Consider the following 15,599-nt stretch of genomic DNA (forward strand, 5'->3'; position numbering starts at 1 on the left):
ATAAGCCGCGCTATGCGCGGCTTTTTTTGTCCGGAGAAAACATGCCCATCACTGAGCAGCAGTTGCTGCATGTCCTCCCGAACGCCGGCCCTCGAGCCGGCGTTTTTGTTGGTGCGCTGAACCGCGGGATGACGCGCGGTTCATCCCCACACCCGTGGGGAACACCCTTACCGTATCCCATTGTTTTAAAAAAAGAAAAACAACAGCAAAATTCTACCGGGCCAAGCGGCCCTCGCGCCGCTCCTGGAAATGAGGGCCGTACTCATCCCACAGCCTAATCCGGCAGCTCCCTCGGGACCATTCGAAACCTACCCGCATCGGGATCCCGCGGTCCCCCAAGCTGATTGAACGCAAGCGCACCCACCGCCCTCCTATATTCCATACGACCCACCACCTCAACCGGAACCGAGCAAGACTCCGCAGACATGGCACAGCCTTTCACCATCGAACCGGACCCGAACCCCCTCGACCATCCACCGACCTTCCTGGCCAACGGAGGAGCGGTCGGGAAACTGTTGCTCAGCCTCGACGCGGCCAGTTCGCCCCTCGGCCCGCCGGACGCCTGGTCGGCGAGCCTGAAGACGACGATGGCCACGCTGCTGCCGGCCAAGGCGCAGATCGTGCTGTTCTGGGGCGCGGAATTCGTCGCCCTGTACAACGATGCCTACGCGCCGAGCATCGGCGACAAGCATCCGCGCGCCCTCGGCCGGCCGGCGATAGAGAACTGGCGGGAGCTGTGGGATGACCTCGAACCGCTGCTGCGCGGGGTGTACGAGACCGGTGAAACCTTCGCGGCAAAGGATCGGCCCTTCTACATCGAACGCCATGGACGCGGCGAGACGGTCTATTTCGACGTGTCCTATTCGGCGGTGCGGGAAACCGACGGTTCCGTCGGCGGCGTGCTGTGCATCGTCACCGAGACCACCGAGCGGGTGCGTTTCGAACGCCGCCAGGCGTTCCTCCTGGAACTGGGCCAGACCCTGCCGTCCCTGGCCGATCCCCTGGAGATCGAAGCCACCGCCCTGCGCCGGCTCGGCGAGGAGCTGGGCGCGTCGCGGATATTCTTCGGCGAGGACAACGGCGACGGCATGACCTTCCAGGTCCATCGCGACTATCTCCACGACGGCCGCTCGGCGGTCGGTCGGCATCGCTACCTGGCGTTCGGCGCCACCCTGTCCGGCGAACTGCATGCCGGACGCAGCGTGGCGCGGGAAGACCTCGCCGGGGAGCGCGGCATGAGTCTCGACGAGGCGGCGAGCCGCGCGCGCCTGGGGCTGGGCGCCACGCTGCACGTCCCGGTGCTGCGCCACGGCCGGCTGGAGGCGCTGCTGGCGATCCACTTCGCCCATCCGCAGGCCCTCGGCGAAGATTCGCGCCGCCTGGCGGAGGAAGCCGCCAAGCTGGCCTGGACCTCGCTCACCCATGCCCGCGCGGAGCTGGCGCTGCGCACCAGTTCCGCGCAACTGGCGGCGATGTTCGACCAGGCCAGCGCGGGCATCGCGGTATGCGACCGGAACTGGCGCTTCACCCGGGTCAACGATCGCTACTGCGAGATCGCCGGCCGTTCGCGCGAGACCCTGCTCGGCCTGCGCATGCAGGACATCCTCGACCCCGCCGACTTCGCCCTCCCCGCGGCGCCAGGCGGAGCGACCGGCGCGGCGTTCGAGATGAGCGGCCGCTACGTTCGCCCCGACGGCGATACGGTGTGGGTGCAGAACCAGGTCACGCCGCTGGTGGACGAGCAGCATGCCGCCAGCGGCCTGCTCTGCGTGTGCATGGACATCAGCGCGCGGGTACGCGCCGAGAACGAGCTGCGCGAACTCAACGAAAGCCTGGAAGAACGTGTCGCGACCATGCTCGCCCAGCGCGAAAGCGCCCTGGCGCAGCTTCACGAGGCACGCAAGATGGAGATGGTCGGCCAGTTGACCGGCGGCATCGCCCATGACTTCAACAACCTGCTGACGCCGATCATGGCCTCGCTGGAACTGATCCGCCGGCGGCTCGACGACGCCCGCTCCACCGACCTCATCGACGGCGCGCTACAGTCCGCCGAACGGGCGCGGAACCTCGTCGGTCGCCTGCTCACCTTCGCCCGCCGGCAAACCCTCAAGCCGCAGGCGGTGGCCCTGCGCGAGCTGGTCGAAGGCATGCACGACCTGATCGAGCGCTCGCTCGGCCCGACCATCGAGGTCCGCATCGAGATCCCGGAACGCCTGCCTGCGGTGGTGGTGGATCCGCACCAGTTCGAACTGGCCATCCTCAACCTCGCGGTGAACGCCCGCGACGCCATGGGCGAAGGCGGCCGCCTGGAAATAGGCGCGCGGACCGACCTGGTGATCGACGGCGCGGTGGACGGTCTCGGCGCCGGCCGCTACGTGTGCCTGGAAGTCGCCGACAACGGCGGAGGCATGCCCGCCGAGGTGCTGGCCCGCTGCATGGAGCCGTTCTTTTCCACCAAGGGCGTGGGCAAGGGCACCGGCCTCGGCCTGTCGATGGTCCAGGGCCTGGTCGCCCAGTCCGGCGGCGGCCTGGGCATCCACTCGGAGATCGGCAAGGGGACCCGGGTGAGCATCTGGCTGCCGATCACCGCGGAGCAGACGCAATCCACCGCAGAAAGCTGCCCGGACGCACCGGAGGCGTCGCGGCCGACCCACGTGCTGCTGGTCGACGACGACAGGATGGTGCGCTACACCACCGCGCTGCTGCTCGGCGATCTCGGCTACCAGGTCAGCGAGGCGGCGTCGGCGGAGGAAGCCCTGGGCGAGGTCGAGCGCGGCCTGGCGCCCGACCTGCTGGTCACCGACCATCTCATGGCCGACAAGACCGGCGTGCAGCTTGCCGAGGAACTGCGCCAGCACTTCCCGCAATTGCCGGTGCTGGTCATCACCGGCTACGCCAACCTGAGGCCCGAGCAACTCAACGGCTTCGAGGTGTTGACCAAGCCGTTCCGCCACAACGAACTCGCCGAACGCCTCGCCCGGCTGCTGGAAGCCTCGCCGTGAGGCCCCGGGCCGGCGGAACGCCTCAGCGCACGCGCTCGCGGCTCTTCACCGCCAGGTCCAGGGCTTTCTGCATGTCCAGCCGCGCCGAGCGGCCGACGTCGCGGTGGTCCAGGCGGTAGCCGCGCTCCGAGGGCAGGATCGGTGCGGTGAGGTCCTCGGCATCGGCCGGCTCGAAATCGTAGTCGCCGCCGATGGTCATGGCGCTGCGCCGGAGCAGCATGCGGATCTCCTCGGGTCGCAGCCGCGGGTTGAGGGAAAGCATGGCGGCGACCGTGCCGGCGACCATCGGCGTGGCATAGGAGGTGCCGCAGTGCACCTCGCCCCGCGCGTCCCGCTCCAGGGTCGAGGCATGGGTACAGGCGGCGGCGGTGACATCCACCCGCATGTCGACGTTCGAGGTGCTGCGCTTGACCGCGTAGGCCGGGTCGTCCACCGCCAGGCCTTGGCGCTCGCTGCGCTGGTGGCCGCCCACCACCAGCAACTGCTCGGTAACGAAGGAGGACGGCAGGCGGTATTCGTCGGTACCGGAGTAGGACGAGCCGTTGCCGGCGGAGTTGACCACCAGCACGTCCGGATGCTCCTTGCGCAGCCAGAGGAAGAACTCCTCGAGCAACTCCTCGTAGCCGCTCATGGCGATCCCCGAGCGCACCAGCGAATCCACCTCGTCGCCATCGACGTCGCGAGCGCCGACGCGGTGGATGCCCCAGCTCCAGTTGAGCACCCGCACGCCATCCTCCACCAGGTTCACCGAGGCGGCGACGTTGGCCGTGATGCCAGCATCCGAATTGCGCTCGACGATCACTTCGAAACCCTGGCTGGCGCGGTCCAGCCCACGCAGGAAACCACTGTTGCCGCCCTGGTCCCAGCGCGCGGCGAGGATGCCGGCGACCGTCGAACCGTGGTTGTCGGGACGTTCGGCATCGCGCGCGTAAAGGCAGGTACGCGGTGCGGGCGCCTTGCAGGGGCCGAGGTAGTCGGCGAAGTCGGGAGCGTCGAAGTCGACGTCGCGCTCGATCACCCCGATGCGCACCGGGCGGGTCTCCAGCGGCGCCTGGCGGGCGCGGACCCGACGCTGGTAATAGTTCACCGCGTCCATGAAACGATTGGCCGCCCACTCGTCGGAGTCGCTGTCCGGCTTGTCCACGGGCCGGCGCGCCGCCTCGGTTTCCTCGCCCTTCTCCGGCGCGGACTCCTCCACCACCACGGCGTCCACGCTGGTCTCGCTGCCGATGCGGAGGACCAGCGCGTCGCGCTGGACGAGGTCGCGCGCCGGCAGGCGCAACTGGTAGAGGTTCAACGGCGGGATCGCGCCGACCACCCGCGCGCCATATTTATCGGCCAGGCGTTCGGCCTCCCGGCGACCGTCGTGGTTCTCCTCGATCAACAGGCTGACCAGGTCGACGTAGGTGGTCAGGCCATCCATGTTCTTCGCCACCTCGTCGGGACCGGCGGCGAGCACATGGCTGCCGTTCAGGGTCAGCCATACCGGATTGCTGCTGCGCCCGCCCTGCTCCAGCCAAAGCGGACCGCTGGCGTGGCCACGGCGGTCCAGGCGGAGCCGCAGGCCGTCGCCCTCGCGCCGCAGGGCGGTGGCCGGCAGTTCGCGGCCGTCCAGCAACAGGCGCGGCAGGCCGGAGCCCAGGCCGCGCACGCGCAGGCACCACTCCTGCCGCTCGCTGGCCAGGAGATCGCCGCAGCGCTCCAGGCGCTCCAGGCGCAGGGGTGTTTCGGCGGCGACCAAAGGACTGCCCAGGGACGCGAAAAGGATGGCGAAAACGGCACGGCGCAGCGGCATGGACTCGGCTTCCGGAACGGGGACCTGTTGTTCCGACCACCTGGCGAAACGCTTCGTTCAGGTTGAAGGCGGGCCCCCGGCCACGCCAAGGCGCAGGCTAGCCCACCAGTTGTTCCAGCGCCTGCGCCTCGTCGAAGGCGGGGTGAACCGCTGCTCCCGGCAGATCCACCGCATCTCCCTGCTGGCCATCCCGGCCGGGCTGCGGCCCGTACCTGATGCGGCAACGCTGAAAAATCCGCCGACTGTCCATTTCGCGACGATGACTGGCGCTTTTGCCGGCGCAGGCCGCCTGCGCCTGCCTTACCGTTCCCCGCTCTTTCAGACACGGGAGCAGGGCAATGCCGCTTGCCAGTCATCTGCGTTGCGTGGCGCTGGCGCTGGGGATCTCCACCGCGCTGGGCTGCGCGAACCGCAACCAACCCGCGCCACGCGCGGAAAGCCTCGACCCTGGCCTGTCGAGGGTGGCGGGAACCCGCGGCGACGCGCTGCCCGCCCAGTGGTGGACGCTCTACCAGGACCCTGGGCTGAACCACCTGGTGGCCGCCGCGCTGCGCCACAACCGCGACCTGGCCGCAGCCGATGCCCATGCCCGCGCGCTCCTCGGCCATCTGCGCGGCGCACAGGGCGAACGCTGGCCACGGACCGAGGTCGGCTATGGCTACCAGTATGGGCGCGACGGCGACGACCAGACCCTCGCCGAAGCCACCGACGAGGACCTGCACAGCCAGTGGAAACACACCGCCCGCCTCGACCTGTCCTACCAGTTGGACCTGTGGGGCGAAGTCCGCGCCCGCATCGCCGCGGCGAAGGCGGATGCCGAAGCGGCGCAAGCGGCGCGCGACCTGCTCAGGGTCAGCGTGGCCAGCCAGACCACCCTCGCCTACGTCCGCGCCTGCGCCCTGGCGCGACGGGCAGAGGTACAACGCCGATCGGTCGGCCTGCTCGACGCGAGCCTGGCGCTGAGCGAACGCCAGCTCGCCGCCGGCCTTTCCAGCGAGCTGCAGCGACGCCGGCTGCTGGCCTTGCGCGAGCGGACCCGCGCCGCGCTGCCGATGCTCGAGGCGCGGCGGCGCGCGGCACTCTACGAACTGGCGCTGCTCAGCGGGCGCTCGCCGCGCCAGTTGGACGCTCCTGCCGCGACCTGCGCCGGCATACCGCAACTGCGCCGTGCCCTGCCCACCGGCGACGGCTGGAGCCTGCTGGCGCGCCGCCCGGACGTCCGCGCGGCCGAGCGCCGGCTCGCCGCCGCCGACGCCCGGCGCGCGCTGGCCGAAGCCGAGCTGTACCCGCGCATCAGCTTCGCCGTCGGCGCCGAGACCTCCGCAGTGACCCTCGCCGGCCTCGGCGGCAGCGGCGCGCTGGCCTACGCGGCCGGCCCGCTGCTGAGCTGGCGCTTCCCCAACCGGGAAAGCGCGCGAGGCCGCCTGGACAGCGCAGCGGCAGAGCGCGACGCCGCCCTGGCGCGCTTCGACGGAGCGGTGCTCGGCGCCCTGCGCGAGGTCGAGCGTGCCCTGGCGCTGTATGCCGGCGAGCGCCAGCGGCGTGCCGACCTCCAGCGTGCCCTCGACGAGCAGCGCCACGCCTACCGGTTGGCGCGCAGCAACTATCGCGCCGGCGCCCTCGATGCCCTCGAGCTGCTCGACAGCCAACGCAGCCTGGTCGCCGACCGGGCGCGCCTGGTCGACGCCGAGATGCGCGTCGCCGAGCGCCAGGTCGAACTGTTCCGGGCTCTCGGCGGCGGCTGGCAAGCCGCTCCCAGCCCCTCCCATCAGGAAAACGGACAATGAACCAGGCAATCAGGGAACCCATCGAACACACCACTGGCGAAACCATGCCAGCAGCCACGCGCCGGCGCCGAACCTGGCTGCTGGGCGGCCTCGCCGGCGCCATCGCGCTCGCCGCCCTGCTGGCCTGGTGGTGGAGCAGCGGACGCTTCCTGGAGGGCACCGACGATGCCTATGTACGCGCCGACTGGGTGGCGGTCAGCGCGCAGGTCTCCGGCTACGTCGCCGAGGTGCTGGTGGCCGACGATGCCGACGTCCAGGCCGGCGACCTGCTGCTGCGCCTGGACCCGCGCGACTTCCGCCAGCGCCTGCGCGCCGCCGAGGCCCGCGAAGCGGCGGCGCAGGCGGCGCTGGAAGCCCAGCGCGCGAAGCTGGAGACCCTCGATCGGCAACTGCTGGAGCAGGCGCAGACGATCAGCCGCGCCCGCGCCGATGGCGAAGCGGCGCGAGCCGAATGGCGCCGCGCCGAGACCGACTGGCGACGCTACCGGCAATTGGCCGACGAGCATGCCACCAGTCGCCAGCGCCTGGAGAACGCCGACGCGGCGCACCAGCGAGCGCGGGCGGCGGCGCGGCGGGCAAACGCCGAGGAAGGCCGCCAGCGCGCCGCCAGGGACGTACTGAAGAGCCGGCGACGCGAGGCGGAGGCGGCGCTCGCCCAGCGCCAGGCGGAGCTGCAGGAAGCCGCGGCGGCGCGCGAACTGGCGCGCCACGCCCTGGACGATACCGAAATCCGCGCCCCATTCGCCGGCCGCGTCGGCCAGCGCAAGGTGCGCCTACGCCAGTACGTCACGCCGGGGCTGCCGCTGCTGGCGGTGGTGCCGCTGGAGCAGGCCTACGTGGTGGCCAACTACAAGGAGACCCAGCTCGAACGCATCCGCCCCGGGCAACCGGTAGAGCTGGAGGTGGACACGTTCGGCCGCCGCTGGCGCGGCCGCGTCGACAGCGTGGCGCCGGCCTCCGGCGCGGTATTCGCGCTGCTGCCGCCGGACAACGCCACCGGCAACTTCACCAAGATCGTCCAGCGCTTCCCGGTGCGTATCCGCCTGGACGCCGACGCCGCCGAGCGGGGCCGGCTGCTTCCGGGGATGTCGGTGATCGCCACCGTGGACACTCGCGAACCGGACGGAGCCTCCGCCGATGAGCGCTGACGACAAGGTATCGCTGCGTGCCTGGGTCGCCGTCACCGGCGGCCTGTTCGGCTGCTTCATGGCCGGCATGAACGTGCACGTCACCAGCGCGGCGCTGCCGGAGATAGAAGGCGCGCTGGGAGCCACCTTCGAGGAGGGCTCGTGGATCTCCACCGCCTATCTGGTCGCGGAAATCAGTATGATCCCGCTTACCGCCTGGCTGGTGGAAGTGTTCTCCTTGCGCCGGGTGATGCTCCTAGGCTCGCTGGTGTTCCTGCTCAGTTCGCTGAGCTGCGCGCTGGCGCCGAACCTGTCGACGCTGATCCTGATCCGGGTGATCCAGGGGGCTTCGGGGGCGGTGCTGATCCCGCTGTCGATGCAACTGATCCTCACCGAGCTGCCGTCCAGCCGGATACCCCTCGGCATGGCGCTGTTCAGCCTTTCCAACAGTGTGGCCCAGGCCGCCGGCCCGTCGATCGGCGGCTGGCTGGCGGATGCCTATTCCTGGCGCTGGATCTTTCTCCTGCAACTGTTGCCGGGGATCGCCCTGCTGGCCGCGGTGGCCTGGTCGATCCGCCCCCGCGATGGCGACCGCGAACGCCTGCGCCAGGCCGACTGGCTCGGCATCGGCGCGATGGTCGCCGGCCTCGGCGCGCTGCAGATCGTGCTGGAGGAAGGTGGCCGCCGCGACTGGTTCGAGTCCGGCTTCATCCGCACCTTCGCCGTCCTCGCCGTGCTGGCCCTGCTGCTCTTCGTACAGCGCCAACTGTGGGGCGCGCGGCCGTTCATCAACCTGCGCCTGCTGGGCAGCTACAACTTCGGCGTGTCCAGCCTGGCGATGGCGGTGTTCGGCGCGGCGACCTTCGGCTTGGTGTTCCTGGTGCCCAACTACCTGTCCCAGTTGCAGGGTTTCAACGCCCGGCAGATCGGCGACAGCCTGATCCTCTACGGCCTCGTGCAACTGCTCCTGGCGCCGCTGCTGCCGCGCCTGATGCGCTGGCTGAACCCCAAGCTGCTGGTGGCCGGCGGCTTCGCGATCATGGCCCTGGGCTGCTGGATGGGCGCGCACCTGAACGCCGACGCGGGACGCAACGTGATCATCCCCTCCATCGTCGTGCGCGGCATCGGCCAGCCGCTGATCATGGTCGCGCTCTCGGTACTGGCGGTGAAGGGCCTGGACAAGGCCCAGGCCGGCTCGGCCTCGGCGCTGATCTCGATGCTGCGCAACCTCGGCGGCGCGATCGGCACCGCGCTGCTGACGCAACTGGTCTCGCTGCGCGAGCGCTTCCACTCCGAGCGGATCGGCGAGACCCTGACGATCTTCGACGGCGCCCTGCAGCAGCGCCTGGGCGGTGGCCAGGTGCGGATACAACTGCCGGAGCAGCAGCAGGCGCTGGCCCTGCTCGACCACGGGGTGCGCCAGCAGGCCTACCTGATGGCCTACTCCGACGCCTTCTACCTTTCCTGCGTGGCGCTCCTGGCCTGCGCCCTGGCCTCGCTGATGCTGCGCCAGAAGGACTGAACTCAGTCGCCCTCGGCCACCCCGTAGGCGGCGCCGCGGCCGAAATAGAGGCTCGGCGAAACGCCCAGGGTCCGGCGAAACATGGCGCTGAAGGCGCTCTGGCTGTCGTAGCCGAGGTCCAGTGCGACCTCGAGGATCGAGTGCCCTGCCGCCAGCGCATCGAGGCTGGCGAGCAGGCGCATGCGCCGCAGCCACTGGACGAAGCTGAGACCGGTTTCGCGCTGGAAGGCGCGGGTCAGGGTCCGCGGGCTGACGCCCAGGCGACGCGCGGCATCGCCCAGGCTCCAGTCGGCGGCCGGCTCGGCGCGCAGGCTGCGGCACAGCGCCGCCAGTCGCGGATCGACCGGCTGTGGCACGTGCAGGGCGAGGATCGGCAGCACCCGCAGTTCATCGAGGATCAGCTCCATCACCCGCTCGTCGCGGCCGCCCGGCGGGTAGTCCGGGGCGATCCGCATCGCCGCGACGATCAATTGCCGCAGCAACGGCGGCACGTCCACCACCCGGCAGTCCCGCGGTAGGTCGTGGCGCGCCTGCGGGGCGATGAACAAGGTGCGCATGCGCACCTGGCCGGCGAAACGCAGGGCATGCTCGATACCGGCCGGCAACCAGACACCGCGTCCCGGCGGCACCACCCAGGTGCCCTCGGCAGTGCCGACCGTGACCACCCCGCTGAGCGCATGGATCAATTGCGCGCGCGAATGCCGGTGCAGCTCGACGCGCTCGCCGTGGAGATAATCCTGGGCATAGGCGAAGACCGGACGGGTGGAAGGCAGGTCGATCAGCATCGGGCGGGCCTTGGCGGGCAGTGGGGGCTCTGTCTTTTTACCAGCCGCGCCATGCTAACGACCAGTCCCGGCGAAGCACGCCGGCGCTCGCCGCGACGCGGCGAGCGCGCTACCCTGGCCGCCCCGGCGTGGCGCGACTACCTGGCGTATCCGCCGCGCCATCCCTCCCCAAGCACAGGAGCGAAACCAGCATGGCCTCTTACGCGGAACTGTTCGATATCGGAGAAGACTTCGCCGCCTTCGTCGGCCATGGCCTGGCCACGGAACAGGGCGCGGTCGCGCGGTTCCGGCAGAAGCTGGAAAGCAACGGGCTGCCGAGCGCGCTGACGGAACGCCTGCAACGCATCGAACGGCGCTATCGCCTGCTGGTCGCCGGGGAAATGTGGTGCCCGGACTGCCAGATCAACCTGGCCGCGCTGGACTTCGCGCAGCGCCTGCAACCGAACATCGAGCTGGCGATCATTTCCAAGGGCCGCGCCGAGGACGACCTGCGCCAGCGCCTGGCGCTGGAGCGAATCGCGATTCCGCTGGTACTGGTGCTGGACGAGGAGTTCAACCTGCTCGGACGCTTCGTCGAACGGCCGCAGGCGGTGCTCGACGGCGGTCCGCAGGCGCTTGCGGCGTACAAGGCGGGCGACTACCTGGAGCACGCCATCGGCGACGTCCTGGCGATCATCGAAGGCGCGGCGCGCTGAGACAGCGCCTGCGCCCGCTTCTCAGTGCCGCGAACAGCCCGCGCCAAGGCCTCGGTACTGCAAGCGATGTAGGCGTCCGGCGCTGTCGCGGTAGAGCATCACCAGCGGCACCACGCCACAGGTGGCCGGCACCGGCGTGACGGAAAGCACCCGCTCGATGTCCAGCGGCATGCCGTAGTCGTAGCGCTCGATCGGCGGCAACTCTTTCCCGTCGTCGTCCGCCGCCTGGACCTGGGACCAGCAGGACAGCAGCAAGGCCAGCAAGAACGAGGTTTTCATGAGGTCTTTTCTCCATGCTGCGCCCCGTCGGACGAGACGCTTTGCGAATAGGCCCGGAGCAACCAGGCGAGGTCGGTGAGGATCGCGGCCAGGCGCCACTCGCCGGCGGCCGCCAGGCGGGCGCCGGCACGGCGTGCGTGCCGCGCGGCGAGCGGCGGATCGCGATGGCGGACGGCGATGGCTCGCAGTGCGCGCTCGATCCACCGCGCCTCCGCGGCGGCCGGGTCGAGCCCGGCCAGGGCGCGCCACAGGCGCCGCGACTCGCGGCCGAGTTGCAGGGATACGAAGCCGAGGCGCAGGGCCAGCGCGCTGCGCGGATGTTCCATGCCATGCAGCGCGCCCAACTGGGCGATGCGATGCTGCTGGCGGGCCTGCCAGGCATGCGCGTCGAAACCGGCGCGACGACGCAGCAAGGCGAGGGTCTCGCGGCGCAGATGGTCGAGCAGCGACGCCGAATGCCGTTCCAGGTCCTTCGGCAGCAGGCGGTAGACCAGCAGGCTGATGCAGAGCGCCAGCACCCAGGCGCAGGACTGGTTGGCGAAGTCGCCGAAATCGAAGCGGGCGAGATTGCCGGTGGCGACCAGGGTGTTGAAGGCGATCAGGTAGGCGATTCCCTGCAACGCCCGCCTGGGCACTGTGGTGGCCTGGATACCGAACGACCAGAAGAAGGCGAGGCACAGCAGCAGCAATGGAAAGCCGTTGATCAGCGGTAGCAGAAGGAATTTGCAGAGCAATGCGGCAGGTATCGCGTAGAGCGTGCCGCGAATGAAATTGCGCGTGCCCTCGGCGGGAAAGGGCGAGGCTGCCAGCAGCGTGCAGTAGGGGCCGAGCACCGCCAGCAGGGTCGGCCCCTGGTCCCACCCGCTGAGGAACCACAGGGCGCCGCCGACCAGCATCGCCAGCCAGGCTCGCGCGCCGTTGCGCAAGGCCTCGCGGTAATGTCGATGGAAGGCCGCTGGGCGGACGTCGGCGCGGGCCCGGCCGTCGAGCCGGGCGAACCCCCGCAGGGCGGCCTGCAGGTCATCCAGTTGCTCGTCGAGACGCTCCATGAACAGCCCTTCGCGACAGGCATCCGCTTGGTCTGTCGGAAGTCCGCGCCGAATCGCCGCCAGGCGACCGCGCAAGCTCGCGAGCCGTCGCGCGGCGCCGGCGAAGTCGAGCTCGCCGCGCTCCAGTTGGCCGCCCAGCAGGCACAGGTCGTCGGCCATCGGCAGCGCCAGTCCACGCTCCGCCAAGCGCCGGGCCCAATGCGTCTCGCCGGCGAAGCGGAACTCCATCAGCGTGGAAAACAGCGCCGCCAGGCCACCGCGGATCGCCGGGAGCGCAACGCTCAGCGCCCGCGACTCGGCGCGACCGACGCCCAGCAGGTCGTCTACGGCGTAGACCTCGCCGGCCAGCGTCCGGCGACGGCGCTCCAGTTCCCCGTCAGCCGCACCGGCATGCCGCGCAGCGACCAGCGCCAGCGTCGCCGCGCAGAGCGAGACGAGACGCTGGCGCACCCGCCCGGACACGGTCCTGCGGCTGAAGAGCACGGTCACCAGGCTCAGGCAGCAGACCCCGACGATTACCGCCGAGGCGCGGGTGACGATGTGCTCGAAGGCCGCCTCGGGCTCGACCATGGCCGATCCCAGCGCCAGGCACACGGTGTAGCCGGCGACCACCGCGGCGGTGGCGTAGAAGTGCCGGACCAGGCTCATGACGCCGACGCAGAGACCCAGCCAGAAACCCAGGGCGACGACGAACAGCAGCATCTTCTGGGCGAACAGCGCGGTCAGGACGAAGGCAGCGAGCGTGCCGACCAGGGTACCCACGGCGCGCCACCAGCCCTTGCCGACCACCGCTCCCTGCACCGGATTGATCAGCAACAGCACAGTGGACGCCGCGGAAAACGGCGAATCCAGTTGCAGGTAGAGCCCCAGGCCGAGCGCCAGAGCGGCAGCGCCGATGCTGCGCAGCACGTAGTCCAGGCTGTCGGTCCGCCAGGGCAACGGCAACGCCGCGTACCAATCGCGCCCGCCGGACGCCGACGCCGCCATCAAAGGTACTCCTGCAACCAGCGGGTCAGCCGCCAGTGCCGCGCGGTCCCCGCCTGCAGCACCTCGACACTGCCGGTCATGCCAGCGGCAAGCACCACGCCCGCCGGTACCCGGTCGAGTTCGATGCGCACCGGCACGCGCTGCGCCAGGCGTATCCAGCTGAAGTTCGGGCTGACCTGCGGCAGGCCGCTGTCGGCACGGCTTTCGTTGAGGTCGGCGACACCGCGACCGATGCTCGCGACATGGCCGTCGAGCAGCGGATCGAACCCCATCAGCTTGATCGTCGCCGGCGCGCCGACCTGTACATTGCGCAGCTTGGTTTCCTCGAAATAGCCGGTGACCCAGAAGCTTCGCCGATCGACGATGAAGATGTTGGTCCGGCCCGCCGCCGCGTAATCGCCGGGCTGCACGCGCAACTGCGTCACATAGCCGTCCACCGGCGAGCGCAACTCGCTGCGCCGCAGGTCCAGCCGCGCCTGGTCGAGCGCCGCCCCGGCGGCCTCGGCGCGGGCGCGGGCGATACGCAAGGCGCGACCGGCGTTGGCGACCTCCTCGCGCGAAACCGCGCCGGCCAACTGCATGCGTCGGCGCCATTGCTCGTCACGTTGGCGCAGGGTTTCCCGCGCCTGCTCCAGCTCCGCCTCGCGCTGGCGCACGGCCAGGCGATAGCTGCGCGGATCGATGCGGTACAGCGGATCGCCGCGGGCCACCCGCTGGTTATCTGCGACGAACACCGCCTCGACGCTGCCGGGGACTTCCGGCGCGATGCGGATCACCTGCGCGCTGACCCGCCCGTCGCGGGTCCAGGGCGCCAGCACGTAGGCTTGCCACAACTGCAACGCCAGGCACAGGGCGAGCAGGCCGCAGGCGAAGGTCGCAGCCACCTTGGAAAGACGAACGATGGACATGGGGACCTCGGCTCAGAACTTCAGCACCAGCACGGACAGCACGATGAACGACAGGAAGAAACGCAGCAGGCCGGGATGCCAGGCGCATTCCAGCCAGCGCCAGGCGAGGCGCTCCAGCAGCAGGTAGAGCGGCATCGCCAGGCACAGGTAGAGGAACAATGGCGGCACGTAGAGGCCGGAAACGGAGACTTCGCTCAGCATGCAGGGCACCAGGGTATCGAGGGCGCGGAGCGGTCGGCCGCTCCTGTCGGGTTGAGGAGCACAGGCTACGGGTCGTGGCGATTTGCAAATATCGACTACTCAGCCAGAAAATAATCGAATTCGGACAACCACAGGACCTGCCGTGAGCCGTGAACCGCAGACCTACCTCGCCCAACGCTTCGATCCCGACGCGCTCGGCCAGCCGGCCCTGGCCCTGCAGCTGGAGGCCCGGCACAACGACACCGAAGTGCCGGTGCACCGGCATCGCAAGGGCCAGCTGGTGGTGGCCTGCCGCGGCGGCATCACCTGCACGGTGCCCGATGGCCTGTGGATGGTGCCGGCCGGGTTCGGTGTGTGGATTCCCGGCGGCATCGCCCATAGCAACCGGGTCACCGCCAACGGCAAGGTCTGCTTCCTCTTCGTCGAGCCGGGGGCGGCACGCCTGCCGAGCGACTGCTGCACCCTGGCCCTGTCGCCGCTGGTCCTCGAACTGATCCTGCACCTGAGCGCGCAACCGCAGGACTATCCGCACGACGGCCCGCTCGCACGTCTCGCCGGGGTGCTGCTGGAACTCCTGGAACAGGCGCCGACCGAACAGCTCTACCTGCCGCTGCCGGACAACCGCGGCCTGCGCCGCATCGCCGACGAACTGACCCGCGCCCCCGGCGACCGCGCCAGCATGGCCGAATGGGCCAGGCGAGTGGCGATGAGCGAGCGGTCCCTGGCGCGGATGGTGCGCCGGGAGACCGGCATGACCTTCGGCCAGTGGCGCCAGCAATTGCAGATCATCATCGCCCTGCAGCAACTGTCCGCCGGCGTTTCGGTGCAACGCACCGCCGAGATCCTCGGCTACGAGTCGGTCAGCTCGTTCATCGGCATGTTCCGCAAGGCGCTCGGCAGCCCCCCGGCCCGCTACGTGCGCGACAGCATGCGGCGGCCAGCCGACTGAACGGAGGTCGACGGAAAGGTCTTGCAGTTCGTCAGCTGTTCTCCCCCGAGGCTGGCACTCGAAGACACTTCTGGGAATAATGCCGCCCTTTTTTCTCCAGGAGGATCAGATGGTTACGCACTTCTTGAGCGAATCCGGCCAGGCAGCCTGCGGGCGCGGCGACAGCAACGTGAACGGCTCGAGCGACGTCGGCCAGGTCAGTTGCAAGACCTGCCGGCGCACCAACGCCTTCGCCCAGGCCCAGGAAAACGCCGCTCCGGCCAGTGCCCCTGTCACCCCCACCGCCGCTGCGCCAGTGACCGACAAGGCCGCGCCGCGGCCGAAAGCCGAGGCCAGGCCCGCCGCCGCGCAGCGCCAGGACCGCGATGCCGCCCGGAAGGCCTGGCAGGCGCGTCTCAACGAATTGTCCGGGAAGAACCGCATGCCGCGCTCGCGGCGCCGCGCGCAAGCCTATCTCTGAGCGGTAGCGGTACTTCGCGGCGGATGTCCGCACGCGGTCATATCCGTCCTGCC

Annotated in this window: 13 protein-coding genes and 1 pseudogene; 8 read left to right on the forward strand and 6 right to left on the reverse strand. The window is 70.0% G+C overall.

Features of this window, described 5'->3' with window-relative positions:
* Positions 1–41: 41 nt before the first annotated feature.
* Positions 42–137: pseudogene (locus AC1RB9_RS19395) on the forward strand (glycoside hydrolase family 19 protein); the annotation flags it as partial.
* 288 nt (positions 138–425) lie between these two features.
* A complete protein-coding gene (locus AC1RB9_RS19400; protein WP_003449345.1) occupies positions 426–3,002 on the forward strand; it encodes a PAS domain-containing protein in 2,577 nt (858 codons plus the stop codon).
* A gap of 22 nt (positions 3,003–3,024) precedes the next feature.
* Here AC1RB9_RS19400 and AC1RB9_RS19405 read toward each other — a convergent pair whose 3' ends face one another.
* On the reverse strand, positions 3,025–4,797 hold the full coding sequence (locus AC1RB9_RS19405; RefSeq protein WP_003082530.1) for a S8/S53 family peptidase: 1,773 nt from the start codon (positions 4,795–4,797) through the stop codon (positions 3,025–3,027).
* A gap of 338 nt (positions 4,798–5,135) precedes the next feature.
* Here AC1RB9_RS19405 and AC1RB9_RS19410 point away from each other — a divergent pair, with 338 nt between their 5' ends.
* Genes AC1RB9_RS19410 through AC1RB9_RS19420 form a run of 3 tightly spaced genes read left to right on the forward strand, consistent with a single transcriptional unit; the run spans position 5,136 to position 9,233 of the window.
* Positions 5,136–6,584: an efflux transporter outer membrane subunit gene (locus tag AC1RB9_RS19410; RefSeq protein ID WP_012614365.1), complete on the forward strand. Its 1,449-nt coding sequence runs from the start codon at positions 5,136–5,138 to the stop codon at positions 6,582–6,584.
* On the forward strand, positions 6,581–7,732 hold the full coding sequence (locus AC1RB9_RS19415) for an HlyD family secretion protein (RefSeq protein ID WP_003449298.1): 1,152 nt from the start codon (positions 6,581–6,583) through the stop codon (positions 7,730–7,732). Before AC1RB9_RS19410 ends, AC1RB9_RS19415 begins: the two co-directional genes overlap by 4 nt.
* The gene (locus tag AC1RB9_RS19420) at positions 7,722–9,233 is read left to right on the forward strand and encodes an MDR family MFS transporter (protein WP_003082523.1); all 1,512 of its coding nucleotides are present in this window, start codon (positions 7,722–7,724) and stop codon (positions 9,231–9,233) included. Before AC1RB9_RS19415 ends, AC1RB9_RS19420 begins: the two co-directional genes overlap by 11 nt.
* Before the next feature lie 2 nt (positions 9,234–9,235).
* Here the strand turns inward: AC1RB9_RS19420 and AC1RB9_RS19425 are convergent, their stop codons facing one another.
* Positions 9,236–10,018, reverse strand: a complete 783-nt coding sequence (locus AC1RB9_RS19425; RefSeq protein ID WP_003082522.1) for an AraC family transcriptional regulator — start codon at positions 10,016–10,018, stop codon at positions 9,236–9,238.
* Positions 10,019–10,209: 191 nt separating this feature from the next.
* Between AC1RB9_RS19425 and AC1RB9_RS19430 the strand changes: the two genes are divergently transcribed.
* On the forward strand, positions 10,210–10,713 hold the full coding sequence (locus AC1RB9_RS19430) for a thioredoxin family protein (protein WP_003107482.1): 504 nt from the start codon (positions 10,210–10,212) through the stop codon (positions 10,711–10,713).
* Positions 10,714–10,734: 21 nt separating this feature from the next.
* Here the strand turns inward: AC1RB9_RS19430 and AC1RB9_RS19435 are convergent, their stop codons facing one another.
* The 4 genes from AC1RB9_RS19435 to AC1RB9_RS19450 are packed head-to-tail and all read right to left on the reverse strand — an operon-like array spanning position 10,735 to position 14,146.
* On the reverse strand, positions 10,735–10,992 hold the full coding sequence (locus tag AC1RB9_RS19435) for a DUF2790 domain-containing protein (protein ID WP_003107483.1): 258 nt from the start codon (positions 10,990–10,992) through the stop codon (positions 10,735–10,737).
* Positions 10,989–13,028, reverse strand: coding sequence for an FUSC family protein (locus AC1RB9_RS19440; protein WP_019372009.1), 2,040 nt, complete (start codon positions 13,026–13,028; stop codon positions 10,989–10,991). The genes AC1RB9_RS19435 and AC1RB9_RS19440 overlap by 4 nt, the downstream gene beginning before the upstream one ends.
* On the reverse strand, positions 13,028–13,936 hold the full coding sequence (locus AC1RB9_RS19445) for an efflux RND transporter periplasmic adaptor subunit (protein WP_003449167.1): 909 nt from the start codon (positions 13,934–13,936) through the stop codon (positions 13,028–13,030). Before AC1RB9_RS19445 ends, AC1RB9_RS19440 begins: the two co-directional genes overlap by 1 nt.
* 12 nt (positions 13,937–13,948) lie before the next feature.
* Positions 13,949–14,146: a DUF1656 domain-containing protein gene (locus tag AC1RB9_RS19450; RefSeq protein WP_003082517.1), complete on the reverse strand. Its 198-nt coding sequence runs from the start codon at positions 14,144–14,146 to the stop codon at positions 13,949–13,951.
* Between the two features lie 133 nt (positions 14,147–14,279).
* Between AC1RB9_RS19450 and AC1RB9_RS19455 the strand changes: the two genes are divergently transcribed.
* Both AC1RB9_RS19455 and AC1RB9_RS19460 read left to right on the forward strand, forming a co-directional pair.
* Complete coding sequence (locus tag AC1RB9_RS19455) at positions 14,280–15,086, forward strand: AraC family transcriptional regulator (RefSeq protein WP_003082516.1); 807 nt, start codon at positions 14,280–14,282, stop codon at positions 15,084–15,086.
* Positions 15,087–15,195: 109 nt separating this feature from the next.
* The gene (locus AC1RB9_RS19460) at positions 15,196–15,546 is read left to right on the forward strand and encodes a hypothetical protein (RefSeq protein ID WP_003086702.1); all 351 of its coding nucleotides are present in this window, start codon (positions 15,196–15,198) and stop codon (positions 15,544–15,546) included.
* The last annotated feature ends 53 nt before the right edge of the window (positions 15,547–15,599 follow it).

The sequence above is a fragment of the Pseudomonas sp. 20-5 genome, from assembly GCF_056782835.1.